Consider the following 24,214-nt stretch of genomic DNA (forward strand, 5'->3'; position numbering starts at 1 on the left):
GGTGGATTGCTTCTACGAGACCGAGGACGGTGTCGTGCTGCACTCCAAGGACCTCTGCATCGGCTGCGGCTACTGCTTCTATGCCTGCCCCTTCGGGGCACCGCAGTATCCGCAGGCGGGCAACTTCGGCAGCCGCGGCAAGATGGACAAGTGCACCTTCTGTGCCGGCGGGCCGGAAGAGGACATGTCCGCAGCGGAGTTCTCGGCTTACGGGCGCAACCGCCTGGCCGAGGGCAAGCTGCCGCTCTGTGCGGAAATGTGCGCGACCAAGGCCCTGCTCGCCGGCGACGGCGACATGGTGTCGGACATCTACCGCGAGCGCGTCGTCGCCCGCGGCTTCGGGTCCGGCGCCTGGGGCTGGGGTACCGCCTACGACCAGAAGTCCGGATCCTGATCCGGCTTCCGGGAGTCATTCGAAGTGCCTGAACGGGTAACTTCGTGATGAGGGGGGCGGCGTCTCTGCGCCGCCCCTTCCCATCCCGGCGGACCGCGTGGAACGACATGAAGCGGTGGCGAGGGGCGACAGGCCCATCGTCTCCATAAGCAGAGAGTTAACCATAACCGTTTGTGCTGCTTGCCTCGATCGGAGGAGTGAGAGTCGTTATGGCGCTGAAATCCTTGATTCCCTTATCTCTTGGTGCGGTCCTGATGCTTGGCCTTGCGGCCTGCGACGAGGACGAACAGGGGCGCATGCTGTTCTACGAGAAGGGAACCTACCTGGGGCCGGCAGACACAGAGATTTCCGAAGAGACCCGCGAAATCCTGCGGTCCCGCACGTCGCTGCAGGGCGACTAGCCCGGTGCGGCCAAAGGTGCGGACCCCGGCTGTTGCTAAGGGTGGCCCGGCCGATCGCGTGGAACCCTTCACCGAACCCATGGAACAACCCGCTGAACGAAGAGTTTTGTGATGCGAAGCCTTGCTGACAAAAGACATGCAATGCCGGCCGCCGCAGCCCGCGCCGACCGCGTTTTCAGCCTTCTGCCGTTTGCCGTCGTGCTGCTGGCCGCGGTCCTCTTCGCCTTCGGCGGCCTGACCTCCGCGGCCTGGGGGCAGCAGTCGAGCACGCCGGTGGCCGAGGAAAGCCCGACCGGCGGAGAGGTGCCCGGCAACGTGCTGGGCAGCGAGGCCGATAGCGAAATGTGGCGCGCCGTGCGCGGCGGCGTCGCGGGGACGGTCTCGATTCCGGACCCGCAGGCGGCCTTTCTCATCCAGTCGGAAGGCGACAACTGGCGCGCCTGGCGCAACGGGCCGGTCACGGTCTACGGCGCCTGGACCATGCTCGGGATCATCATCGTCGTCGCGCTGTTCTTTGTCTTGCGCGGGCGCATCAAGATCGACGCCGGTCCCAGCGGAACGACGGTGGAGCGCTTCAACCTCATCGAGCGGACGGCTCACTGGCTGACCGCCGTCTCCTTCATCGTTCTGGCCCTGACCGGGCTGAACATGCTCTACGGGCGCCATGTGCTGCTGCCGGTCCTCGGGCCGGAGATCTTCACCGCCATCAGCATCGGCGGGAAGTACGCGCATAACTTCCTCTCCTTCGCCTTCATGGTCGGCGTCGTGATGATGTTCGTGCTCTGGGTGCGCCACAACATTCCCAACAAGATGGACCTGCAATGGCTGGCCAAGGGCGGCGGGCTCTTCTCCAAGGGTGTGCATCCGCCGGCTGCGAAGTTCAATGCCGGGCAGAAGTTCATCTTCTGGGCCGTGATTCTCGGCGGTGGCTCCGTCAGCGTCTCGGGGATCGCCCTGATGTTCCCCTTCGAGTTCGCCTTCTTCGGCAAGACCTTCGAGTTCCTGAACATCTTCGGCCTCAGCCTGCCGACGCAGCTGACGATGCTCCAGGAGATGCAGCTCTCGCAGGTCTGGCACGCCATCGTCTCGCTGGTGCTGATCGCCATTGTGATCGGTCACATCTACATCGGCTCCGTCGGCATGGAAGGCGCCTTCGATGCCATGGGCAGCGGACAGGTGGACTCCAACTGGGCGCGCGAGCACCATTCGGTCTGGGCAGCCCAGGTGACCGGCAACCGCTCGCAACCCGCCGAGTAGGCCGGCCGGAAGGCTTCCGGCAAGAGCCGGCAAGAAAGGAGGTCGACCCGATGGTGTGCCCTAAGCCGCTTCGCAGCCTGTGCCTTGGCATCATCGCCACGGTCGCCGTGATCGCGGTCCCTCTGATGCTGTCCTCGCCGGCAACCGCGGCGGTGACCAAGGAAGCAGCGGCCGAGCGCATCGCCGAAGAGTTCGGCGTCGAGGTGTTGCGCGTGCGCCCTGGCGAACGCGACGGCCGCGCGATCTGGCTGCTGACCGTGATGCAGCCCGAAGGCTCGAGCAACGCAACCTTCCAGGTGCACATTCTGGCGATCGACCAGGAGAGCGGCGATCTGCTGCCGTCGTTCCGCCACCGCAACAGCGGCTACGATCTTCCGCCGCCGGCGGCCGGCGGCGGGCGCCCTTTCTGAGGGCGTCGGAGATGAAAGGCGCTGCGCGGAACCGCCTTGTCGGCATGACCCAAGGAGGTTTCTTGACTTCACCCGGTTGCCAGCGTTTGTCATGAGCGAGCTCTGTCGAACGCCGGCCGACTGCCGTGGAGGCGCTATGCGTGGAGATGCCCTGGGGAGCGCACTGGGCCTGGGGAGCGCACTGGGCCTGAGGAGCGCACTGGGCCTGAGGAGCGCACTGGGCCTGAGGAGCGCACTGGGCCTGGGGAACACATTGGCCAGAACCATGAGGGTCTCGGTCGCGTCGCTTGCCGCGGGGATCGGTATCGTCGTTTCTGCGCTGGTCGCGGGGCCGGACCTCGCCGCTGCGACCGACGTTCAGTTGGCCCAGGCTGACGGGGCCGGCGGACCGCAGGCACCGGGCATGATCACCAGCCAGGCCTTCAAGGACTTCTCCGCGGCCGCACCGATCACCGTCACGCCCTATGACGACAACGATCTCAATCTGCAGCTCAAGGCCGAGTTCGAGACGGAGCTGCAGGCCAATGAACGCAAAGTCGCAGAGGCCGAGACCGGTCTGCTGCTGCTGTTTGAGTCGAAGATCATTCCGGTCGAACAGGCCCCGCGGCGCCCGAGCCTCGGCAGTGTCTCCGCCCGCTCGGGAAGAGGGGACGATCCGTCCCGCCAGGACGGGAGCGACGACGTGGAGGTCGACGTGAACGTGAATGTCTGGTCGAACACGCAAGACAGCGTTCTGGGTGGGCGCCAGGAAGCCCAGAGCGTCGGCACCAGCGTTTTCCACATCAACGCCGTGTTGCGCGATCAGGCCAACGGCGAGGTGCTGTGGCAGGGCGATGCCTACTACGAACTGCAGTCCCCGGATGCGGAGCGGGTGGCGCGCGCCATGGTGCCGCCCTTGGTCGATAACCTCGGCAAATCGACGGCCAATGAACCCTTCGAAGCACGCTGATCCGCTGCGCGCCTTTTCCGTGGCGCTCGCGATGTTGCGCGGCTGCTGCCGCGCCACGCTTCTTAGGCTTCCCCTGATTGTGCTTCCCCTGATTGTGGCGGGCACCGCCGCACAAGCCGAGCTGCGCGGCCACGGCGGGTTCGTCAAGGGCGTCGCGGTGCTGCCCGACGGATCGCGCGCCGTCACGGCCAGCTTCGACTACAGCCTGATCGTCTGGGACCTGGCAAGTCAGCGCGCCCTGCAGGTTCTCAACGATCATGAGGGGGCGGTGAATGCCGTCGCCCTGGCGGGTGAGGGGCGCCAGGCTCTGTCGGCCAGCGACGATGGCACGCTGCGGCTTTGGGACCTCCAGAGCGGCAGGCTGGAGCATGTCTTCGAAGGCCACCAGGGCAAGGTCGCAGCAGTTGCCGTCGCGCCGGACGGGCGCCTCGCCGCCTCGGCCGGCTGGGACCAGACCGTGCGCCTTTGGGACCTGACCCGCCGGCAGGCCACCCATGTCCTCGACGAGCATCGCAGCAACGTCAACTCGGTCGCTTTCTCTCGCGACGGCCGCTATCTCCTGACCGGCAGCTATGATTCGTCGATCCGCCTCTGGTCCCTGTCAGCCGATGGCCAGCGCCCGGAACTGCTGCGGGTCATGGAGGGGCATGACTTCGGGGTCAATGCCCTGTCTTTCCTGCCGGGCGACCAGTACGCGCTTTCCGCTTCGGTGGACGAAACGGTGCGCCTTTGGGATCTGGCGACCGGCGACCAGCTTGCGGTTCTGCGCGGTCATGACGGGCCGGTCTTTGCGGTTTCGGTCTCGCCGGATGGGCGCTTTGCCGCTTCCGCGGGGGTCGATGGCACCGTCAATCTTTGGAACATCGAGGGGCGCCGCATCGTGACCTCGCTCACCGGTCATCGCCAACCGGTCTGGGCCCTGGCCTTTACGCCCGACGGGCGGCAGCTGCTTTCAGCAGGCGCCGACTCGGTCACGCGACTTTGGGACCTGGAGGCGCGCAGCGAAATCGGCCCAAGCGATGCCGGGGAGGGCGCGGCCGAAGGGGAGCCGGCGGTTGCCGCCGCCTCCGGGGCGGTGGAGCACAGCAGCCGCGGTGCCAAGCTGTTCCGGACCTGTGTCGCCTGCCACACCACGACAGCAGACGGCGCCAACCGTGCGGGGCCGACCTTGTTCGGTGTTTTCGGGCGGCGTGCCGGCACGGTGGAGGGCTACAACTATTCCGCAGCGCTGCGCGGAAGCTCGATCATCTGGAGCGCAGAGACCATCGACCGGCTGTTCGACGAGGGGCCCGACCGCTACACGCCCGGCAGCAAGATGCCGCTTCAGCGCATGCCTTCGGCCGAAGACCGTGCGGAACTGATCGCCTATCTCAAGCAGGTGACCGGCCCCGCACAACCAACCACAGGTGCCGAGCCAGTACAGGAAAGGCTCGGCCAATGACCCGACCGCCTCCTGCGTCCTGCACCCACCGCGCCATGCGACGGTGAGGTTCGGACTGGAGCTTTATCTTGCGAGGAATCTAGGACCCATGAAATCAGTTGTCATCGGAAGCGTCGTCGCCATCCTGATTGCGGTTTTGAGCGCCGTCATTCTGAGCTTCTACGGCGTCAGCTCGGCAGACCTCTTCTCGACCTCCAACGTGCGTCTGTAATCCGCTGTCGGGAAAAGCCGTCAAGACCGCTGCATCCGGATGCAGCGGGAGCCTTGATCGCATTTCACGGGTTCGTCTCGCGTAGGGTTGCGAGCGCACCCGACAGGATCGATCTAACCCGGGACATTCGGCTCTTTACCGTACCGACGGGGCAGGCGACGATCTCGGCAATCTCGCCATAGCTCAGGTCCTCGAAGAACGCCAGGTGGACCAGCGCGCGTTGCTCGGGGGACAGATCCCCCATCGCCTTGGCGACGGCCTGCGACACCTCCTCGGAGAACACCGCAGACACGGCGTCCGGTCCGTCGTCTTGGAGACTGTCCGGCACCAACTCGATCGTCTCGACGGTTTTTCGCTTTCTCAGGCGGTCCACCGCCTTGAAGTATGCGATGCCGAAGACCCAGGTAGAAATCCGCGATCGCCCTTCGAAGCTGCCGGCGCTCTTCCAGACTTCCCACATCACATCGTTGACCACTTCTTGGGCTTCGTTGCTGTCCTTCAGACGATTGAGCACGAAGGCGAATACCCTCTTCTGATAGAGAGCATAGAAGCGGTTCATGGCGCGCTGATCACCGGCGGCGATCTGGTTCAGGAGCGCGCGCTCTTCGCATTCCTTCGGCCCTGTACCGGGTCCGGTCACGACCGACTTTCCGCCGCCCTGCACTGGCGGCGGCTCCAGCATTCTCCAACCATTGGGGGTAACGGGCGCAAAAGACCCCCGTACCGAGAATCACGTGACATGACTCCAAGCTTTCTGCGGCGACGGTGAGAGTGATCGAAGGTCCTTGACCGACAGTGCGGTCAGCATCCAGGTGGTCGGACAGGTCTCCTGTTGTTCACGCGAAGGCTCCCGGCAGATCGTTTAAGCGATCCGGTTTCTGGGAATGGCTGCAGCGGTCTGCGGGCGTTGGCGGGTATCGACGCCTGCGCGCTCATGTCTTCCTGCAGGCATTGCCTGCGACCGGCGGTCTGTAACGGTGTTTCATTCACTCAATCCCATACTCAAATCCCCCGGAGGGTGACTCAGCACAAGCGCTCGGGACCGCGAGCACCTGGGCGAACGCTCCCGTTCCGCGGACCGAAAGGATCCGCAGGCAATGCCACTTCATGCAAGCACGCCGCCGCAATCATCCGAGGCCAGCTGCTCGATGATCTTCCTGCTCCTCTTGGCTGCGGCGATCAGCCAAAGGAGTTCAGGTCAACCAATCTCCGCGAAGACATAGGCAGAGAAATCCGGGCGCTCGGATTCAAAAAAGCAATTGGTCTTCACGCGACGAAGATGACAGAGGTGAAAGGAAGCGTGTATGATCGCAATCATATGAGCCAGCCGCCGAAGTTCAGTGATCTTTTGGAGCCTCTTTTTAAGGGGCCGGTGCGCCATCGCGACCTTGAGGTCGGGCAGCATCTCTTCGCTGCCGGGGATCCTGTCGAGAGCCTTTACTTCGTCGATTCCGGCCGCGTCCGCCTTGTCAGATACGGGCCGGAAGGTTCGATCTTGTGCCTGCAGACCGCGCGGGAGGGGCAAACGCTTGCCGAGGCTTCCCTCTTCGAGGACGTCTATCATTGCGATGCGGTTGCGGAGCGGCCTTCGCGGGTGAAGGTGGCGCCGAAGCGGGAGATCCTCCGGAGCCTGATGACGGATTGTGCGGTCAGCATCAGGGCCATGGCCCACTTGACGCGGCAGATCGAGTCTCTGCATGCGCGGCTGGAGATCGTCGCCATGAAGTCGGCGCGCGCGCGGCTGCTGACCTATCTCGACTGGATCCGCGAGCCCGGCGAAGACAGACTGGTCATCAAGGATTCGTGGAAGGAGATCGCAAACGAGATCGGCCTTTCCCACGAGGTCGTCTATCGCACCCTGGCGGTCCTGGAGGACGAGGGGCTGATCAGCCGCAAGGACCGCACGGTCGAACTTCTGAATTCCTGAGAGATCCAGGTCAAGAGCGCGGCGGTCAGACCTCTGCCCGTGGGGCTACTCCCGGGCGCCTGCCTGGCGCAGCAGAGCCGCGATCTCTTCGTCGCCAATCATCGTCGCGGCCTGGAGGGCGGTCCAGCCGTCCTTGGCCTTCAAGGTCACGTCGGCCCCGGCGGCCAGGAGCAGCCGGACCTCCTCCAGGCGTGCCCGGTTGGCGGCCAGCATGAGGGCGGTGTTGCCCGTCTCCGCCTCGCGCGCATCGGTGTCGGCGCCGGCATTGAGCAGCACATAGAGCGCGCCGGCCTGGCCGTTCATGGCGGCAAGCACCACCGGCGGCCGGCCGCTGCGCCCGGGCTGCTCGATGCCCGCTCCGGCTTCCAGCAAGGCGATGACGCTGTCGACATGGCCGGCCTGGATCGCCTGGCCGAGAGCTGTCTCTCCCTCGGCGGCGCGTTGATCGACCGCGGCGCCGGCGGCAACGAGGTCATCGAAGAAAGGGGTGTGGCCGTGGGCGGCGGCGAGGTGGAGCGCGGTCCAGCCGTCGCGCCGTCTGCTGCCGGCTTCCGCGCCGCCGGCCAGCAGCATCTGAAGGCTGCCTTCCGCACCCGCGCGGGCGGCTGCCATCAGTGCCGTCATGCCGTCGTCCGCTGCTGTATTCGGCCGGGCTCCGGCGGCCAGCAGCTCGGCGACGACAGTCGTCGCCAGGGGATCGAAGGCTGCGTTGATGAGGGCCGTGTTGCCGTCACGCAGGTCCCGCGCCTCATGATCCGCTCCCGCGGCCAACAGCACCGAGACCGCCGCGCGCTTGTTGCGCCGCGCCGCCACGTGCAGGGGGGTGTTGCCGTAGTCGCGCTCCCGGGCCTCCAGGGGGGCACCGGCCTCGATCAGGACCTGGACGACCCGGTCGTGACCCTCGTAAGCCGCGTAATGGAGCGCAGTCCAGTCGTCGTCGGGCGTCACCGCGGCAGGGTCCGCGCCGCCGTCCAGCAGCACGGCCGCCACCCCGGCGCTGCCATAGATCGCGGCGACCTGAAGGGCCGTATTGCCCAACTGGTCGCGCGTCTCGGGGTCGCCCCCGCGCTCCAGCGCAAAGGCGGCCAGCGCCGTGTCGTCGCTGCGCGCGGCCTGGTGCAGGGCTTGGTCGGGCACCGACTGGGCGAAGGCGGGGGAGGAGACGAGAGTGGCGGCGGGCGCCGAGATTGCGCCGACGATCACCGAAAGACCGAGGATCCGGGCGAAGCGAAAGAGCCGGCCCTGCACCGCTGCGCGGCTAGGCACGGTCTTCCCCGACGATCTCCAAGTCGACCTCGGTGGCGATGATCAGCAGCTTGCCAGCGTTTTCGAAGTTCACCGTCACCCTTTCAGCGACCACCGACTGGATCTGCCCCACACCCCACTCGGGCCGGCCGGGGTGGCGCACGCGCATGCCGGGGCTGAGATGTAAGGTCATGGTTCGCCTCGCTGTTTTCGCTCAGTAGTTAGTGTATAAGGATGTTTACTTCGGGGCTAGCGAGTGGGACCTGTAAAGCATGCAAACAATGATTGATCTGCGCGTCGCGGAACTCTTGGCGTCGCGCCTCTGCCACGATCTTGTGGGGCCGATCGGGGCCGTCGGCAACGGGCTGGAGCTTCTGGCCGACGATGAGTTCGGCATGGCCGATGACGCAATGCAGCTGACCAGCAATTCCGCCCGCCAGGCCTCGGCGATTCTGCAGTTCTTTCGGCTCGCCTATGGCATGGCCGGCGCCCGGGTCGGAACCGATCTCACACCGCTGCGCGATCTCGCTGCGGGCCTGCTGCAAGCCTCCAAGTCGGAACTCGATTGGGCAACCGTCGCGGCGCCGGAAGGCCTGCCCGATGGCGCCGGCAAGATGGTCATGAACATGGTGGCGCTGGCGCATGAGGCGCTGCCGAGGGGCGGCAAGCTGACCGTTGAGATCGGCGGGGAGGCGGGTCCCCGGGACCTGATCGTCACCGCCAGCGGGCAGGACGCCCATCTGCGCCCGGAGAGCCTGGCCGGGCTCGACGAAAACATCGACATCGGCGAGTTGAGCCCGCGCGGGGCGCACAGCTACTTCACGCGGGTTCTCGCAAAACGGCTGGGCAGCGATCTGGAGATCGACACGCCCGGTGAGGACATGCTGCGGCTCAAGGTGGCGCTGCCCGCCTGACCGCCCACCTGACTGCCCGCCTAACCGCTGGGTGAGCCGCGTGCCGCGGATTAGCTGGCACGCACGCTGGTCAGGAAGCTCTCCACCTGCGTGCGCAGGGTCGACGACTGGCCGGCAAGATCATTGGCCGCGCTCAGCATTGTCTTTGCCGACTCACCGGAGGCCTCCGCGGCGTTGGTCACTTCCCCGATGTTGGAAGAGACCTCGTTGGTGCTGGCGGAGGCCAACTGGACGTTGCGGGAGATCTCCTGCGTGGCTGCGGTCTGTTCGTCCACGGCGGCGGCGATGCCGGCGGCAATCCCGTTGACCTCTTCGATGGTCGAGGTGATCTGCGCGATCGAGTCCACCGCGCCGCCGGTTGCGGACTGGATGTCGTTGATCTGCTGGCGGATCTCTTCGGTCGCCTTCGCGGTCTGGGTGGCCAGCTGCTTGACCTCCGAGGCGACGACGGCAAAGCCCTTGCCGGCCTCGCCGGCCCGCGCGGCTTCGATGGTGGCGTTCAGGGCCAGCAGGTTGGTCTGCTCGGCGATGTCCTGAATCATGGTCACCACGTCGCCGATCTTCTGGGCCGCCTGAGCCAGCATTTCCACTTCACTGTTGGTGTTGCGGGCCTGATCGGCAGCGGCATTGGAAATCTTGGTCGACTGGGCCACCTGCCGGCTGATCTCCTGAATGGAAGCGCTGAGCTCCTCGGCGGCGCTGGCGACGGTCTGGACGTTGTTGGCGGCCTGCTCGGTCGCGGAGGCCACCGCGGCTGTCTGGCGGTTGGCGCGCTCCGCCGTTTCCGACATGTACTGGGCCGTGGACTGGACCTGGTCGGAGGCCGCGCCGACACCCTCGACAACCGCCTTGACGTTCGATTCGAAGTCGTCGGCCAAACTGTTCATGGCCTTGCGCTTCTCTTCCTCAGCCTTGGCCTTCTCCGCTTCCCGGGCTGCCGTCGAACGGTCGAGTTCAATGGCATTGGTTTTGAAGGTCTGCACCATGCGGGCGATGTCGCCGATGTCGTCCTGGCGTTCCATTGCCGGAACCTCGACCCCGGTGTCGCCATCGGCTAGCCGGCCCATGGTGTCGGTCATCATCTTCAGCGGTTTGCCGACCAGGCGCGACGTCATCATGCTCAACAGCGTGACCAGCAGCGCCAGCGCAATCAGCGCAACCGCAGTCTGCTGCACCATGGCGGCAGTAATCTCCGCGTTCAGCTGCTCAATCGACCAGGCAATGATAACCGATCCGATGAAGGATCCGTCCTTGGGCGAGAGGGCAGGGCTGGAGATAAGGATGTGCGTCGGCGTTTCTTCCACCAGGCGCTCTTCCGAGCCCCTGGCTTTCTCCACGAAGGCAGCGATGTCGCCGTGTGGCAGAGAGCTGGAGTCGAAGCGGATCAGTTCCGCTCCTTCCTTATCCAGCGCAACCACGTTGGCGATTGCCGTATCCTCGGCATTGGCGAAATCGATGTAGGCGGCTTCGATGGACTCCGCTTTTTTCCAGCGGATACCGCCGGCCGCGTTGTTGGTGATGAGGCGGGTCATCGTGGTGAACCCGGCCTCGCCGGTCGCTACGAGCACCCGGCTCGTCTGGTTGATCCCGATGGCAACGAGGGTAATGAGCACCAGAGAGGCCATCGCCGCGACGGTCAGAATGACCTTACGGACGACGGAGAGTCTGGAAAATCCGGCCGAGCGGGCGCGCGGGGCCTTTTCGGCACCGGAGGAGGGTGAGGTTGACGTTTTCGCGTCGGTCATAGGGGACTCCTTCGGCCAGCCAACCGCCCGGCCGGATTACTGCTCAAAACCGTTTCGATCCTTCAGAGCCTAGAGAGCGTCGACGTTGACACCGATCGTGATCGCGCCGACAACCTCGCCGCTCGCCGGGTCGATGATGGACATGCTGAGCTGCGACTGGAAGGTCTGCGTCGACTCGTCCATCTCGACTTCATCAATGAAGATCGCATTCGGACCGGCGCTGTAGGTCTTCTGCCACTTGGCTTCGTCACCCTGCCAGTAGTCCGAGGTCACGTCGCTCTGGCCGACATTGAGACCGCGATTGTCCATCACGAAGATCTCGGTCACGAGGCCCTGCATGCTCTCCTTCTGCTTGTTGAGATAGGCAGAGAGAGCGTTGCTCAGGACGGCATCGATCATCGGCCGGCTGCTGGCGTCCGTCTGGGCGCGCCAGTCCTTGTCCATCTTGTCGATGTCCGCCTGGGAGAGGCCGGCATGACGTTCGTTCTGGGCCTTGATGGCATCCACCACCATGCTGTCGGCAATCCAGTTCTTGACCGTGGAGTTCGCAAACTCGGTCATCGGCGCGACGTGCTCGTCGCTGGCAAGAGCGGCAGAGGCGAAGACAGAAACGGCCGCGCCCGCCAGAATCCCCTTCAAGAGGCTGGTCTTAGACATTTTCATTGCTCCAATAGTGTTCCCCAAAGCAGCGGCACGCAGTTGTGCGCCGATTTACTTCAGGGGCACATTCATTCGAATCCATTTAATTTTGCGTTAGCGTCGTTGACGGTTTCTTTGGCTTGTAATTCAATCCTGTCGGGATTTATTACTTGGTTTTGATTATAGTCTGATTGTTTAGATTTTTCCCGCAGCGCAGATTCCCGGACTTCAGCGTGCGCCTTGCGCTCCGCGCAGTCCGCAGCGCGAGTGCGAATGATTTTCATTTACTCATTCATTGAGAATGACTATCATCCGCGTTGAAGCCCGTTCAGGGCATTACGAAACACTCGGAGGATTACAATGATCGTTGGCCGCCGGAGGGCTCTAGCAGCCGCCGTTTGTGCTGCAGTGGTGGCGCTCGGCACGTCCGCCCAGGCACAGGAGGTTTTGAACCTCTACTCGTCGCGTCACTACCAGACCGATGAGGCGCTCTACGAGAACTTCACCAAGCAAACCGGAATCGAGATCAACCGCATCGAGGGTAAGGGCGATGCCTTGATCGAACGCATCAAGAGCGAGGGGGCCAACAGCCCCGCGGATGTGTTTCTGACGGTCGATGCCGGGCGGCTCTGGCGGGCTGACCAGGAGGGGCTTTTCCAGCCCGTGAACAGCGATGCGCTGACCAATGCGATTCCCGAGAACCTGCGTCATCCCGACGGGCATTGGTACGGCTTCTCAACGCGCGCCCGCGTCATCTACTACGACAAAGCCAAGGTGCAGCCGGACGAGATCAAGAGCTACGAGGACCTCGCCGATCCCAAGTGGAAGGGTCGCGTCTGCATCCGCAGCAGCTCCAACATTTACAACCTGTCCCTCATGAGTTCGATCATTGCAGCCCATGGCGAGGGCACGGCCGAGGAATGGGCCAAGGGTATGGTCGCGAACTTCGCCCGCGACCCCGTTGGCGGCGATACCGATCAGATCCGCGCCATCGGCGCCGGTGAGTGCGAAGTGGCTGTCGGCAACACCTATTACTTCGTCCGCCTGATGACCAACCCCGGCGAAAAAGACAAGGGGCTGGCCGAGAAGATCGGCTGGGTGTTCCCGAACCAGGGAGACCGCGGGACCCATGTGAACGTCTCCGGCGCCGGCGTGCTGAAGAACGCCCCGCACAAGGAAGCAGCGGTGAAGTTCCTCGAGTACCTGGCGAGCGCCGAGGCCCAGCGCTACTTCGCCGATGGCAACAACGAGTATCCGGTGGTACCCGGAATCGAGCCGAATGAGGCTTTGAAGTCGCTTGGAAACTTCGAGACCGATGCCTTGAACGTGGCTGTTTACGGCGAGAACCAGCCGGACGCCCAGAAGATCTTCGACCGGGCAGGCTGGAACTGACCAGTCATCCGACTACTTCTTGAAGCTCCAGTACCGAAGGCCCCGCCATTTGGCGGGGCCTTTTTTGCGCCGCCGCCGGCGCAGAGGGCGGGACGACGACTTTCCGGCGCTGGCGCTGCGGCAGGGAACGATCTTGATGTTGGCCTGATGTTGGCCTGATGTTGGCCTGATGTTGGCCTGATGTTGGAGGATCAGCGCCGCTACTGGTCCGAATGCACGAACTTTGCGGTTCTGGCTGCGCGGCCCCGGCGCGCGTTGCCGGACACGCCCGAGGCCCTTCGGTCCGGCTGCTCAGCCAGGGGCTGGGAGGCGCTACGCCGCGCCGCCCGGTTCTCCGGGACGGCCCCGCGCGATGGCGCGGCTCAGCAGAATGACCGGCGGGATACCGACGGCAACAATGGTGAGAGCCGGCGTGGCCGCCTGGCTCAGCCGCTCGTCGGCGGCGAAGTTGTGTGCCTGGACAGCCAGGGTGTCGAAGTTGAAGGGACGCATCACCAGGGTCGCCGGCAGTTCCTTCATCACGTCGACGAAGACCACCAGGCCTGCCGTCAGCATGCTGGGCCACATGATCGGCGCGTGCACCCGGATCAGCGCCGCCATAGGGCGGGCCCCCAGGGTGCGGGCGGCGTCGTCCATCGACGGGCGGATCTTGCCGAGGCCGCTGTCCACCGTGTTGAGTGAGACCGCAAGGAAGCGCACCAGGTAGGCAAAAACCAGGGCTGCGATGCCGCCTGTCAGGAGCAGTCCGCTTGAAATCCCCCAGGTCGCCCGCAGCCAGCCATCCAACGCATTGTCGAAGGCGGCAAAGGGTATGAGGACACCGACGGCGATGATGGTTCCCGGCAAGGCATAGCCCATGGAAGCCAGCCGGTGCGAGGCCGTCACCAGCCAGCCCCCTTGGAGCCGGCGGCCGTAAGCCATCAGGGTGGCAAGGAGGACGGCCAGGACGGCCGTGACCAGAGCCAAGATGAAGCTGTTTCCGACAAGCTCGAAGTAGCGGCGCCCGAACTGTCCGTCGCCGGCTTCGAGGGCCATGGAAAGGAGCACGCCTGCCGGCAGGAGAAAGCCGAGAAGCAGCGGCAGGAGGCAGGCGCTGAAGGCTGCAAAGGCTGCCATGCCGTGGAGGCGATAGCCGGGCAGTTGCTGATACTTGTTCGTGGCCTGGTGGAACTGGGCCTTGCCCCGGCTTTGGGCTTCGAAGAGCAGGACAGCGAAAACGAAGATCAATAGGATCGATGCCAGCTGTGCTGCCGTTGTGCGATCCCCGAACGCAATCCAGGCCCGCACGATTCCAGTCGTGAAGTTCGGAACGCCGAAGAAAGAGACCGTGCCGTAGTCGGCCAGCGTTTCCATCAGCGCGAGGGCCGTTCCGGCTACGATTGCCGGACGGGCCAGGGGAAGGGCGACCCGCCAGAAGCTTCGCCAGGGACCGCAGCCCAGGGTGCGGCTGACATCCAGGGCGCAGACCGATTGATCCAGAAAGGCTGCGCGCGACAGCAGATAGGCATAGGGATAGAGCACCAGGATAAGCATGGTGACCGCGCCGCCCAGCGAGCGGATTTCCGGAAACCAGTACTCGCGAAAGCTCAGGCCCGTAAGATCGCGCAGCAGGGACTGAACCGGGCCCGCAGGCTGCAGGAAGTCCGTATAGGCATAGGCCATGACGTAGGCGGGCATGGCCAGCGGCAGGATCAGGGCCCATTCGAAGACCCGCCGGCCAGGGAAGCGGCACATGGTGATCAGCCAGGCCGTCCCGGTCCCAATGATGGGAACGCCGAGCCCGACGCCGATCACCAGCACTGCCGTGTTGAAGAGGTAGCGCGGCAGCACCGTCTCGGCCAGGTGAGACCATGTCTCGCTGCCGGGCTGGGTGAGGCTGAGCAACACGCCGAAGATCGGGATCAGGAACAGGGCCGCAACCGCCACCGAAATCCAGGTCAGCGGCCCGCCCCGCATCAGTCCGCCCCGCATCAGTCCGCCCCGCATCCGGCTGCCCCGCATCTGGCTGCGCCCTGCCTTCGCCGCCGGTCCAGGGACGGCCCACCCCCCGGCGAGCTCCGAGGGTTTGGCGGCAGGCAGAGGCGAAGGCGAGAGCTTTTCCAAGGATTCCGGCGTTTTCTGAACCGACTCCCCTTCAGAGGGGAGGGCGGCGGGGTTGATACTGTCAGGGCCCTGTAAGCGGCATTCGACAACCGCGGCCAGAAAGCGCAGCAGTTCTCGGCTCTGGGGTTCTGGCGGTGAGACCCGGACGCTCCGCCCAGGCCCTTAGCGGAGCGGTCAGGAGATTAGCCGAGATTTCTGACAATGAGAAGCAATCTCATACATCCGAACGCATAATCATTACGTACAGTTGAATGGCATCAAAAGAAGCGGCCCAAAGCCTCGGCGGACAACCGGCAAATTGGCGCAAAAGCGCTGCAGCGTTAGAAAGCCAAGCGGTTTCCGGTGCTTAGGGAATCGCTTAGGTAAGGGGATCTTAATTTCTCTTTGCCACTGTCACGCGACAGTTTGGGGGCAAAGGTAAACAGGCCTGATCGCCCCTGTTTGGCAGCCCGGATGCGGGCAAGCGTGGGACAGTGGCGATGGATGATCTTCTCAGTGAGTTTCTAACCGAAACCAACGAAAGCCTCGCGGAGTTGGACGTCGAGCTGGTGCAGCTCGAACAGAACCCTAATGATCAGGAGCTGCTGGGGAACATCTTCCGGCTTATGCACACGATCAAGGGGACCTGCGGGTTTCTGGGCCTGCCGCGCCTGGAAAGCGTGGCCCATGCCGGCGAAAACGTGCTTGGCAAGGTCCGCGACGGTGAGATCGAAGTGTCGCCCGAGGCTGTCACGCTGATTCTCGAATCGATCGATCAGATCCGCATCCTTCTCGAACAGCTCGAGGCCACCGAGGCCGAGCCGGAGGGGGATGACTCCGATCTGATTGCGCGCCTGAACGCCTTCGCCGAGGGCGGTGGTGCCGCCCCGGCCGCGGCTGCGCCGGCTGAGGAAGCCGCCCCCGAAGCTGCCGAAGCTGCCCCTGAAGCTGCCCCTGAAGCTGCCCCTGAAGCTGCCAGCACCGCCGAGGCGCCGGCAGAGGCCGGCAGCGGCGAGGTCTCTCTGGACGAACTGGAGGCCGCCTTCAATGCGGCCAAGGGCCCGGAGGAGCTGGCTGCCGAAGCCGCTGCGAAGGAAGCCGAGGAGCCTGCCGCAGAGCAGCCGGCCGAGGCCCCCGCCGAAGCGGCCGCCCCGGCCGAAGAGCAGAAAGCCCCCGAGGAACCGAAGCCCGCGCCGGCGGCCGCCGAGAAGGCCAAGCCGGCGGCGAAGAAGGCTGCCGAGCCCAAGGCCGGCGATGCCAAGAAAGAAGGTTCGGTCGCCAACCAGTCGCTGCGCGTCAACGTCGATGTGCTTGAAAACCTCATGACCATGGTTTCCGAGCTTGTCCTGACGCGCAACCAGTTGTTGCAGATCCTGCGCAGCCAGAGCGAAAGCGAATTCGCCGCGCCGCTCCAGCGTCTGAACCATGTGGTGTCCGAGCTGCAGGAAGGCGTCATGGCGACGCGCATGCAGCCGATCGGCAACGCCTGGGCCAAGCTGCCGCGTATCGTCCGCGATCTGGCCCACGAGCTTGACAAGAAGATCGACCTGGTGATGAAGGGTGCGGAGACCGAGCTGGACCGTCAGGTTCTCGAGCTCATCAAGGATCCGCTCACCCATATGGTGCGGAACTCTGCCGACCACGGTCTTGAAATGCCCGCCGACCGCCTTGCCGCCGGCAAGCCTGAGATCGGTAGCGTCATCCTCAACGCCTTCCATGAGGGCGGCCACATCATCATCGAGATCTCCGACGACGGTAAGGGTCTGTCGAGCGAGAAGATCAAGCAGAAGTGCATCGACAACGGCCTGGCGACCGAAGCCGAGCTCGAGACGATGACCGAACAGCAGATTCAGCAGTTCATCTTCAAGGCTGGCTTCTCGACCGCCGCCGCCGTTACCTCGGTGTCCGGGCGCGGCGTCGGCATGGACGTGGTGCGCACGAACATCGAGAAGATCGGTGGCACCATCGAACTGACATCGGTCGAGGGCCGCGGCACCAAGTTCGTCATCAAGATCCCGCTGACCCTGGCCATCGTTTCGGCCCTGATCGTCGAATGTGCCCGCGAGCGCTTTGCCATTCCGCAGCTTTCCGTGGTCGAGCTGGTCCGCGCTTCGGCGCACACCGAGCACACGATCGAGCGGATCAATGACACGCCGGTCCTGCGCCTTCGCAACCGTCTGCTGCCGCTCGTCAACCTGCGCGACCTCCTGAAACTCGAAGACCCGGCGGTTTTGGTCAAGCCGGAGGAAGTGCCTGACAGCGACATCGAAACGGCAGCTACTGAGGCTCCCGAGGCGGACGATAAGTCTGCTGAAGAGGTCAAGGACTCTGTCGCTGCTTCTGAAGAGGACAAGCCGGACGCGGACAGCGCTGACGAGGAAGTCTTCATCGTGGTAGCGCAGATTGGCACCTACTCCATGGGCATCATCGTCGACCGCGTCTTCGATACCGAAGAAATCGTCGTCAAGCCGGTGGCCCCGATCCTGCGCGATATCCAGCTGTTCTCCGGTAACACGATCCTGGGCGATGGCAGTGTCGTCATGATCCTCGACCCGAACGGCATTGCTGCCACGACCGGTGAAATCTCGGTGGCCGAGGGCGCCGACGACGGCGTCAAGGACCGCCACAGCATCAGCAGCGAAGACAGTGTTGCAATGCTGGTCTTCCGCGCGGTCGACGACACGCCGAAGTCGGTTCCGCTGGCTCTGGTGGCCAGGCTCGAAGAGATCGACCTTACCCAGGTGGAGTTCTCCAACGGCCAGTACGTGGTTCAGTACCGCGGCCAGCTTATGCCTTTGGTGCAGATGCAGCCGGCGCGGGAGCTTGGCAAGGAGGGCCGCCAGCCGGTCCTGGTCTTCGCCGATCGCAACAGGACCATGGGCCTGGTGGTCGAGGAGATCGTCGACATTGTGGAGGACCGTATGAACATCGAGCTGTCTTCCGACCGGCCGGGCTACATCGGCACCGCGGTTATCGACAACAAGGCAACCGACGTTGTCGATGCGGGTTACTACCTGACTCAGGCGTTCCACGACTGGTTTGCCGCCGAGCGACCTTCGACGGATGAAGAGACCTCGGGCCGCCGACTGCTGCTGGTCGACGACAGCCCCTTCTTCCGCAACATGTTGCAGCCCCTGCTTTCGGTCTCCGGCTACGATGTCATCTGCGTGGAATCCGCGGATGCCGCTCTTGAGCTCTGCGAGGCCGGCGAGAACTTCGATGTCATCATCTCCGACATCGAGATGCCGGGGATGAACGGTTTCGAGTTCGCCAAGAAGGTGACCACGGACTCGCGCTGGTCGGATACGCCGATTGTAGCGCTCTCCAGCTTCTCCAACCCCGCCGATCTTGCGCGGGGCAGGGACGCCGGCTTCCGCGACTATGTCGCCAAGACTGATCGCGAAGCCCTTTTGACCACTTTGCACGATACGATTGCTGATCTGAGAGGTGCGGCATGAGCAGCGACAGCCAATCCACGAACGGCGAAGAGCAGGGTGCTCTTGCCACTGTGTTCAGCGACACCGAGGACTTCGTCACCTTCGTGATTGCCGATCAGCTGTTCGGCATTCCGGTTCTCAAGGTGCAGGACGTGCTGAGTACGCACAACATCACGCGCATTCCCTTGGCGCCGCCCGAGATTGCAGGTTCGCTGAATCTGCGTGGCCGCATTGTGACGGCTATGGATGTCCGGTTGCGTCTGGGCCTGCCGCCCAAGGAGCGCGCGAGCTCGATGAGCATCGTCGCGGAACATGACGGCGAGCTGTACAGCCTGATGGTCGACTCCGTCGGCGAGGTCCTGGCCCTTAATGCCAGCGACTACGAGCGCAACCCCCCGACCTTGGACCCGAAGTTCCGGGACTACTCTGCGGGGATCTATCGTCTGGACGAGAAACTGCTTGTCGTCTTGGACGTCAACCGTCTCCTGGACTACGACCGCGTCCAGGCGGCCTAGCTCAGTCTATCGCATAGTGGGGATTCCGGTCGGGCCAAGCCGCATTAGTCCGTCAAGGCCTACAACCGGAGAGGAAGTTGGAGCCGAGAAATGAAGTCTTGCTTGATCGTAGATGACTCCAAGGTCGTGCGTATGGTGGCGCGCAAGATCCTGGAAGGACTTAGCTTCAGCACGGAAGAAGCGGAAGACGGTCAGAAGGCGCTGGAGGCGTGTCAGCGTCAGATGCCGGACGCCGTTCTGCTGGACTGGAACATGCCCGTGAAGAACGGCCTTGAGTTCCTGCAGGAGCTGCGGGCGCTCGGCGGTGACGAGCAGCCGGTGGTCGTGTTCTGCACGACAGAGAACGATATGAGCCACATTCGCCAGGCTCTGGAAGCAGGGGCGAATGAGTACATCATGAAGCCGTTTGACAGCGATATCATTGAATCGAAATTCACTCAGGTAGGCCTTATCTGATGCAGGATGTTGACGCCGCGCGTAGCGGCGGGGATCAATCGGGCGACGACCGCTTTAGGGTGATGGTGGTGGATGACTCCGCCGTCATCCGCGGTCTTTTGACCCGGTCCCTGGAAGCGGACAACAGCATCAAGGTCGTGGCCTCGGTCGGCAACGGTGAGGCGGCTCTCAAGGCGCTGGATCGGCAGACCGTCGATGTCATCATTCTCGACATCGAAATGCCGGTGATGGATGGTCTGACAGCGCTTCCCAAACTGCTTGCCGCGCAGCCGGGCGTTCACGTCGTGATGGCCTCGGCCCTGACGCGCAAGAACGCAGAGGTCAGCCTTCGTGCGCTCCAGGCCGGTGCGGCCGACTATGTGACCAAGCCGAGTTCGCGAAGCGAGCTGACCTCGGCCGACACTTTTCAGCGTGAGCTGACCGCGAAGGTCAAAGCGCTGGCTGGGGCCAACCGCAAGGCACCGGCACCGCGCAGCGAAGCAGCGGCGCCGGCCGTCGAGGCCGCTGCGGCGCCCGGCGCCGGCGGCAACCTCTATGGCGGACGGCAGGTCGTTCTGCGGAAAGGGCCGATGGTCTGCCCGCGCATTATTGCGATCGGAAGCTCAACCGGAGGCCCCCAGGCACTCCTGGAACTTCTCGGCAATATGGCGGCCAGCGTGAAGGTGCCGATTCTCATCACGCAGCACATGCCGGCGACCTTCACCACCCTGCTGGCCGAGCACATTGGCCGGGCCACCGGCGTCCCCACCCAGGAGGGCGTCGATGGGGAGGTCGTTCAGCCGGGCCGAATTTACCTGGCGCCGGGCGACTATCATATGGTTGTCGAGCGCGACGGCACCGTGGACCGTATCAAGTTGAACCAGAACCCGCCCGAGAACTTCTGCCGTCCGGCGGTCGACCCCATGCTCCGATCGATGGCGTCGCTCTACGGCTCCGGCCTGTTGACCATCATCCTGACGGGGATGGGCAGCGACGGGCAGAAAGGTTCGGAGAAGGTTGTCGAGGCGGGTGGTTCTGTTATTGCCCAGGATGAGGCGACGAGCGTTGTTTGGGGCATGCCGGGGGCCGTCGCGACAAGCGGTCTCTGTTCGGAAGTCCTTCCGCTCAAGGAAATCGGACCCCAGGTCCGCAAGTTGATCATGAGGTCGGCGGCATGAACGTAGACGATTTTGAATTCATCGCGCAGTTGCTGTACCAGCGCTCTGGCTTGGTGATAACGCAGGAAAAGGCCTATCTCCTCGAGAGCCGCCTCAATCCGGTCGCGCGAAAGTGGGATCTCGATGGCTTCGAGGCGCTGATCGCCAAGATGCGCAACGAGAAGGATGAGCGCGTCATCGTCGACGTTACCGAAGCGATGACGACCAACGAGTCCTTCTTCTTTCGTGACAACCGGCCCTTCGAGCAGTTCAAGGATGTGGTGCTCCCGCAACTGCTGGAGACGCGGGGCGGGCAGAAGAAGTTCCGCATCTGGAGCGCAGCCTGCTCGAGCGGCCAGGAGCCTTACACGCTGGCGATGATCTTGAAGGAGGAAGCCGCGAAGCTCGCCGGCTGGACCTTCGACATTGTCGCCACGGACCTCTCGACCGAGATCCTCGGCAAGGCCAAGGATGGGCTTTACTCCCAATTCGAGGTCCAGCGCGGCCTGCCCATTACCCTCCTGATGAAGTACTTCACGCAGGAAGGGGACAAGTGGCGGATCAGCGACGAGATCCGTCAGATGGTGAAGTTCCAGCCCTTCAATCTGCTCGACAGCCCCTCCAGCCTGGGGCGCTTCGACGTGATCTTCTGCCGCAACGTTCTGATCTACTTCGACCAGGAGACGAAGGGCCAGGTCCTGGGTCGTCTGGCGCAGATTATGCCCAACGACGGTTTCCTCTATCTTGGCGGCGCCGAGACGGTGCTCGGTATCTCCGATGCCTTCGAGGTGATCCCCGGCCAGCGCGGCATCTACCGCCTGTCGGATACCCCGGCCGAACTCGATCGCAAGGCTGGCTGACGCCAATCAACGGCTCCCGGGCAGAGGCATCCGGGCAGAGGCATCCGGGTAGAGGCATTCCGCCACAGCCATTGCAGTTTTGGGTACGGCAGCTCTGGAAAGAAAACGGGCCGGCCTCCGAGAGGAGCCGGCCCTGTTTCATGGCGCCCGGCTTAGCCGGCGCTGATGTCATGCTTTACGCATTGGCTGCCTGCTTCGTGGGTTCGCTGCCCTCGGCGTTGACCGGGTCGCGCAGCACGTAGCCGCGGCCCCAGACCGTCTCGATGTAGTTATCGCCACCGGTGGCATTGGCCAGTTTCTTGCGCAGCTTGCAGACGAAGACATCGATGATCTTCAGTTCAGGCTCGTCCATGCCGCCGTAGAGATGATTCAGGAACATCTCCTTGGTCAGGGTCGTGCCCTTGCGCAACGAAAGGAGCTCCAGGATCCCGTACTCCTTGCCGGTCAGGTGCAGCGGTTGGCTATCGACCTCGACCGTGCGGGTGTCCAGGTTCACCGTCAGCTTGCCGGTGGAGATCACCGAGTCCGAATGGCCCTTGGAGCGGCGCACGATGGCCTGAATACGCGCAACCAGCTCTCGCTTGTCGAACGGTTTGGTCAGGTAGTCGTCAGCGCCGACGCCCAGCCCCTTGATCTTGTCGTCGAGGCCGGAGAGGCCCGACAGGATCAGGATCGGCGTCTTCACCCGGGCCGCCCGCAGGCGGCGCAGGACCTCGTAGCCGTCCATGTCCGGCAGCATGAGGTCCAGAATGATGATGTCGTAGTCGTAGAGTTTCCCGATTTCCAGGCCGTCTTCGCCCATATCGGTGGTGTCACAAACATAACCTTCCGACCGGAGCATCATTTCAATGCCCTGAGCGGTCGCGGTATCGTCTTCGACAAGCAGAACTCGCATGATGTTTGACCTAAAGCCCGTATAGTTCGCCTGAGACTTGATTATTAACCATTTTGCCGAACCTTTGTTAATAAATTCTTACCGGCGCTGCTTGGGGGAAACTGTTTCGCTGCTTTCGGGCATTTTTGTGCGATCAGATCCCCAGTCCGCGCGCTTTACCCAACCTTAAGTCCGATCGCAGACACTTGCCTGAGAGGTGAGTTCAGTGGGCGTTACGCCCCTCCAGGGTCGATGGACGGATGGTAGTCTCCGCATTTGTTAAGGAAATTGGCCAAGTGGCGGACTACCGTCTTTACGGGCGTGTCGCCGGCATTCTTGGCCTTTTGGTCGAAGTAGCAGGCCTCGACCAGGCCCTTTCCATCGGATCGCGCTGCGCGGTCATCGCCAGAGGCGGGCGCAGGGTCGTCTGCGAGGTGATCGGTTTCCGCAACAAGCGCGCCCTGCTGATGCCCTTTGGTTCTCTGGAAGGCGTCGGGCTCGGCTGCAAGGCCGAGGTCCTGGAGAGCGAACCGGTGGTGCGCCCGTCGTCAGCCTGGCTCGGTCGCGTCGTGAACGCCCTGGGGGAGCCGATTGACGGCAAAGGGCCCCTGCCAAGCGGACCGCTGCCCTATCCCTTGAGAGCCGCACCCCCGCCGGCGCACAGCCGCATGCGGCTCGGCGGCAAGATCGATCTCGGCGTGCGCGCCATCAATACCTTCCTGTCCTGCTGCAAAGGCCAGCGCATGGGCATCTTCGCAGGATCGGGTGTCGGCAAGTCGGTTCTGCTGTCGATGCTGGCCCGCTATGCCAAGGACGACGTGAACGTGATCGGTCTGATCGGCGAGCGTGGCCGCGAAGTTCAGGAATGGCTGGAGGACGACCTGGGTCCGGAAGGGCTCGCCCGCTCCGTCGTGGTGGTCGCAACCTCCGACGAACCGCCGCTGATGCGCCGCCAGGCGGCCCATCTGACGGTGACCCTCGGTGAGTACTTTCGCGACCAGGGTCAGGACGTTCTCTGCCTCATGGACTCCGTCACCCGCTTTGCCATGGCCTTGCGCGAAATCGGACTCTCCGCCGGCGAACCGCCGGCCAGCAAAGGCTACACACCCTCGGTCTTCGCCGAGCTGCCGCGGCTCCTGGAGCGTGCAGGGCCCGGCGTCGACCGCGGCTCCATCACCGGTCTCTTTACGGTTCTGGTGGAAGGCGACGACCATAACGAGCCGATCGCCGATGCCGTGCGCGGAATTCTGGATGGCCATATCGTTCTGGAGCGCGCCGTCGCGGAGCGCCACCGCTTTCCTGCCATCAATCTCTTGCGCAGCGTGTCCCGCACCATGCCGGCCTGCAACAGCGTGAATGAGAACACCCTTGTCGACCGGGCGCGCGGTCTGCTTTCTACATACGAGAACATGGCAGAGCTGATTCGCATCGGCGCTTACAAGCAGGGCAGCGACCCGGCCATCGACGAAGCAATCCACTACTACCAGGCCATCGAAGACTTTCTCGGACAGAGAAAGGAAGAGTGCAGCACCTTGGCCGAGGGCTACACGCAGCTCGCCGCGCTGCTCGGCTTGCCCGATCCGGCCACGGAGGCAGCCGCGGCGCCGGAAGATGAGGGGGCAGGGCCTACGGATGAGGGTGTGGCGATGCACGATGCGTCTCCGGGTCTCGAAGGCGGCGGGACGGCCGGTGCGGCAGCGTTGCGCGTACGCGGCCGCGCCGAAGACCTCGAGAAGCGCCGGCAGCGCATGACCGAAGCGCTGAACCTGCGGCGCAGCAAAAAGTCCTCCGCCCGGGCGGAGGCGGTCCCAGAGGGGTCTCACCCAGCCGGGTCCAGCCCGGATGCCCCCGGTCCAAGCAGTACTGGTCCAAGCAATCCTGGTCCAAGTAACCCTGGTCCGGGCGGTCCGGCCGATGCGCCGGCACCGC

General features: G+C 63.9%; 23 protein-coding genes and 2 pseudogenes. 17 read left to right on the forward strand and 8 right to left on the reverse strand.

The window, feature by feature from the left end:
• The 7 genes from Q0982_RS16570 to Q0982_RS16600 all read left to right on the forward strand — a co-directional run.
• On the forward strand, positions 1-394 hold a 394-nt coding region (locus Q0982_RS16570), incomplete at its 5' end, for a 4Fe-4S dicluster domain-containing protein (RefSeq protein ID WP_299397355.1).
• A gap of 209 nt (positions 395-603) precedes the next feature.
• A complete protein-coding gene (locus tag Q0982_RS16575; protein WP_299397356.1) occupies positions 604-795 on the forward strand; it encodes a hypothetical protein in 192 nt (63 codons plus the stop codon).
• 141 nt (positions 796-936) lie between these two features.
• A complete protein-coding gene (locus tag Q0982_RS16580) occupies positions 937-2,052 on the forward strand; it encodes a formate dehydrogenase subunit gamma (protein WP_299397358.1) in 1,116 nt (371 codons plus the stop codon).
• A 50-nt stretch (positions 2,053-2,102) separates the two neighbouring features.
• Positions 2,103-2,462: a hypothetical protein gene (locus Q0982_RS16585; RefSeq protein WP_299397359.1), complete on the forward strand. Its 360-nt coding sequence runs from the start codon at positions 2,103-2,105 to the stop codon at positions 2,460-2,462.
• Positions 2,463-2,715: 253 nt separating this feature from the next.
• Positions 2,716-3,411, forward strand: a complete 696-nt coding sequence (locus tag Q0982_RS16590) for a hypothetical protein (protein ID WP_299397360.1) — start codon at positions 2,716-2,718, stop codon at positions 3,409-3,411.
• 79 nt (positions 3,412-3,490) lie between these two features.
• On the forward strand, positions 3,491-4,852 hold the full coding sequence (locus Q0982_RS16595) for a c-type cytochrome (protein ID WP_299397362.1): 1,362 nt from the start codon (positions 3,491-3,493) through the stop codon (positions 4,850-4,852).
• 88 nt (positions 4,853-4,940) lie between these two features.
• Positions 4,941-5,063 carry a hypothetical protein gene (locus Q0982_RS16600; protein ID WP_299397363.1) on the forward strand — a complete coding sequence of 41 codons (123 nt, stop codon included), beginning with the start codon at positions 4,941-4,943 and terminating at the stop codon, positions 5,061-5,063.
• Positions 5,064-5,127: 64 nt separating this feature from the next.
• Here Q0982_RS16600 and Q0982_RS16605 read toward each other — a convergent pair whose 3' ends face one another.
• On the reverse strand, positions 5,128-5,745 hold the full coding sequence (locus Q0982_RS16605; protein ID WP_299397365.1) for an RNA polymerase sigma factor: 618 nt from the start codon (positions 5,743-5,745) through the stop codon (positions 5,128-5,130).
• Positions 5,746-6,381: 636 nt separating this feature from the next.
• Between Q0982_RS16605 and Q0982_RS23860 the strand changes: the two are divergent.
• Together Q0982_RS23860 and Q0982_RS16615 are read left to right on the forward strand one after the other, a co-directional pair.
• Positions 6,382-6,642: pseudogene (locus Q0982_RS23860) on the forward strand (Crp/Fnr family transcriptional regulator); the annotation flags it as partial.
• A 54-nt stretch (positions 6,643-6,696) separates the two neighbouring features.
• The gene (locus Q0982_RS16615) at positions 6,697-6,990 is read left to right on the forward strand and encodes a Crp/Fnr family transcriptional regulator (RefSeq protein ID WP_299397368.1); all 294 of its coding nucleotides are present in this window, start codon (positions 6,697-6,699) and stop codon (positions 6,988-6,990) included.
• Positions 6,991-7,035: 45 nt separating this feature from the next.
• Here Q0982_RS16615 and Q0982_RS16620 read toward each other — a convergent pair whose 3' ends face one another.
• Both Q0982_RS16620 and Q0982_RS16625 read right to left on the reverse strand, forming a co-directional pair.
• Positions 7,036-8,256 carry an ankyrin repeat domain-containing protein gene (locus tag Q0982_RS16620; protein WP_299397370.1) on the reverse strand — a complete coding sequence of 407 codons (1,221 nt, stop codon included), beginning with the start codon at positions 8,254-8,256 and terminating at the stop codon, positions 7,036-7,038.
• Entirely contained in the window at positions 8,249-8,428 is a 180-nt protein-coding gene (locus Q0982_RS16625) for a DUF3553 domain-containing protein (RefSeq protein ID WP_299397372.1), read from the reverse strand. Before Q0982_RS16625 ends, Q0982_RS16620 begins: the two co-directional genes overlap by 8 nt.
• Positions 8,429-8,516: 88 nt before the next feature.
• Between Q0982_RS16625 and Q0982_RS16630 the strand changes: the two genes are divergently transcribed.
• Positions 8,517-9,149 carry a histidine phosphotransferase family protein gene (locus tag Q0982_RS16630; RefSeq protein ID WP_299397374.1) on the forward strand — a complete coding sequence of 211 codons (633 nt, stop codon included), beginning with the start codon at positions 8,517-8,519 and terminating at the stop codon, positions 9,147-9,149.
• A 50-nt stretch (positions 9,150-9,199) separates the two neighbouring features.
• On the opposite strand, the gene Q0982_RS16635 is transcribed toward Q0982_RS16630, so the two are convergent.
• The 3 genes from Q0982_RS16635 to Q0982_RS16645 form a co-directional block, all read right to left on the reverse strand.
• A complete protein-coding gene (locus tag Q0982_RS16635; RefSeq protein ID WP_299397375.1) occupies positions 9,200-10,894 on the reverse strand; it encodes a methyl-accepting chemotaxis protein in 1,695 nt (564 codons plus the stop codon).
• A 69-nt stretch (positions 10,895-10,963) separates the two neighbouring features.
• On the reverse strand, positions 10,964-11,551 hold the full coding sequence (locus Q0982_RS16640; RefSeq protein WP_299397377.1) for a hypothetical protein: 588 nt from the start codon (positions 11,549-11,551) through the stop codon (positions 10,964-10,966).
• A gap of 71 nt (positions 11,552-11,622) precedes the next feature.
• Positions 11,623-11,817 (reverse strand): hypothetical protein, encoded by a 195-nt coding sequence (locus Q0982_RS16645; RefSeq protein ID WP_299397378.1) that lies wholly within the window; start codon positions 11,815-11,817, stop codon positions 11,623-11,625.
• A gap of 76 nt (positions 11,818-11,893) precedes the next feature.
• Between Q0982_RS16645 and Q0982_RS16650 the strand changes: the two genes are divergently transcribed.
• A complete protein-coding gene (locus Q0982_RS16650) occupies positions 11,894-12,925 on the forward strand; it encodes a Fe(3+) ABC transporter substrate-binding protein (RefSeq protein WP_299397379.1) in 1,032 nt (343 codons plus the stop codon).
• Between the two features lie 312 nt (positions 12,926-13,237).
• Here the strand turns inward: Q0982_RS16650 and Q0982_RS16655 are convergent, their stop codons facing one another.
• Complete coding sequence (locus Q0982_RS16655; protein WP_299397380.1) at positions 13,238-14,896, reverse strand: iron ABC transporter permease; 1,659 nt, start codon at positions 14,894-14,896, stop codon at positions 13,238-13,240.
• Between the two features lie 611 nt (positions 14,897-15,507).
• Here Q0982_RS16655 and Q0982_RS16660 point away from each other — a divergent pair.
• The 5 genes from Q0982_RS16660 to Q0982_RS16680 all read left to right on the forward strand — a co-directional run bounded on the left by Q0982_RS16660 (position 15,508) and on the right by Q0982_RS16680 (position 21,411).
• The gene (locus Q0982_RS16660) at positions 15,508-18,465 is read left to right on the forward strand and encodes a chemotaxis protein CheW (protein WP_299397381.1); all 2,958 of its coding nucleotides are present in this window, start codon (positions 15,508-15,510) and stop codon (positions 18,463-18,465) included.
• Entirely contained in the window at positions 18,462-18,959 is a 498-nt protein-coding gene (locus Q0982_RS16665) for a chemotaxis protein CheW (protein ID WP_299397382.1), read from the forward strand. Before Q0982_RS16660 ends, Q0982_RS16665 begins: the two co-directional genes overlap by 4 nt.
• 90 nt (positions 18,960-19,049) lie before the next feature.
• A complete protein-coding gene (locus tag Q0982_RS16670) occupies positions 19,050-19,415 on the forward strand; it encodes a PleD family two-component system response regulator (protein ID WP_299397383.1) in 366 nt (121 codons plus the stop codon).
• Positions 19,415-20,572: a chemotaxis response regulator protein-glutamate methylesterase gene (locus Q0982_RS16675; RefSeq protein ID WP_299397384.1), complete on the forward strand. Its 1,158-nt coding sequence runs from the start codon at positions 19,415-19,417 to the stop codon at positions 20,570-20,572. The genes Q0982_RS16670 and Q0982_RS16675 overlap by 1 nt, the downstream gene beginning before the upstream one ends.
• Positions 20,569-21,411 carry a protein-glutamate O-methyltransferase CheR gene (locus tag Q0982_RS16680; RefSeq protein ID WP_299397385.1) on the forward strand — a complete coding sequence of 281 codons (843 nt, stop codon included), beginning with the start codon at positions 20,569-20,571 and terminating at the stop codon, positions 21,409-21,411. The genes Q0982_RS16675 and Q0982_RS16680 overlap by 4 nt, the downstream gene beginning before the upstream one ends.
• A gap of 175 nt (positions 21,412-21,586) precedes the next feature.
• Here Q0982_RS16680 and ctrA read toward each other — a convergent pair whose 3' ends face one another.
• Positions 21,587-22,306 carry a response regulator transcription factor CtrA gene (ctrA, locus tag Q0982_RS16685; protein ID WP_299397386.1) on the reverse strand — a complete coding sequence of 240 codons (720 nt, stop codon included), beginning with the start codon at positions 22,304-22,306 and terminating at the stop codon, positions 21,587-21,589.
• Between the two features lie 239 nt (positions 22,307-22,545).
• Between ctrA and fliI the strand changes: the two are divergent.
• Positions 22,546-23,859, forward strand: a pseudogene (fliI, locus tag Q0982_RS16690) (flagellar protein export ATPase FliI); the annotation flags it as partial.
• Between the last annotated feature and the right edge of the window lie 355 nt (positions 23,860-24,214).

The sequence above is a fragment of the Pelagibius sp. genome (genome assembly GCF_028281305.1).
Taxonomy (GTDB): Bacteria; Pseudomonadota; Alphaproteobacteria; order Kiloniellales; family Kiloniellaceae; genus Pelagibius.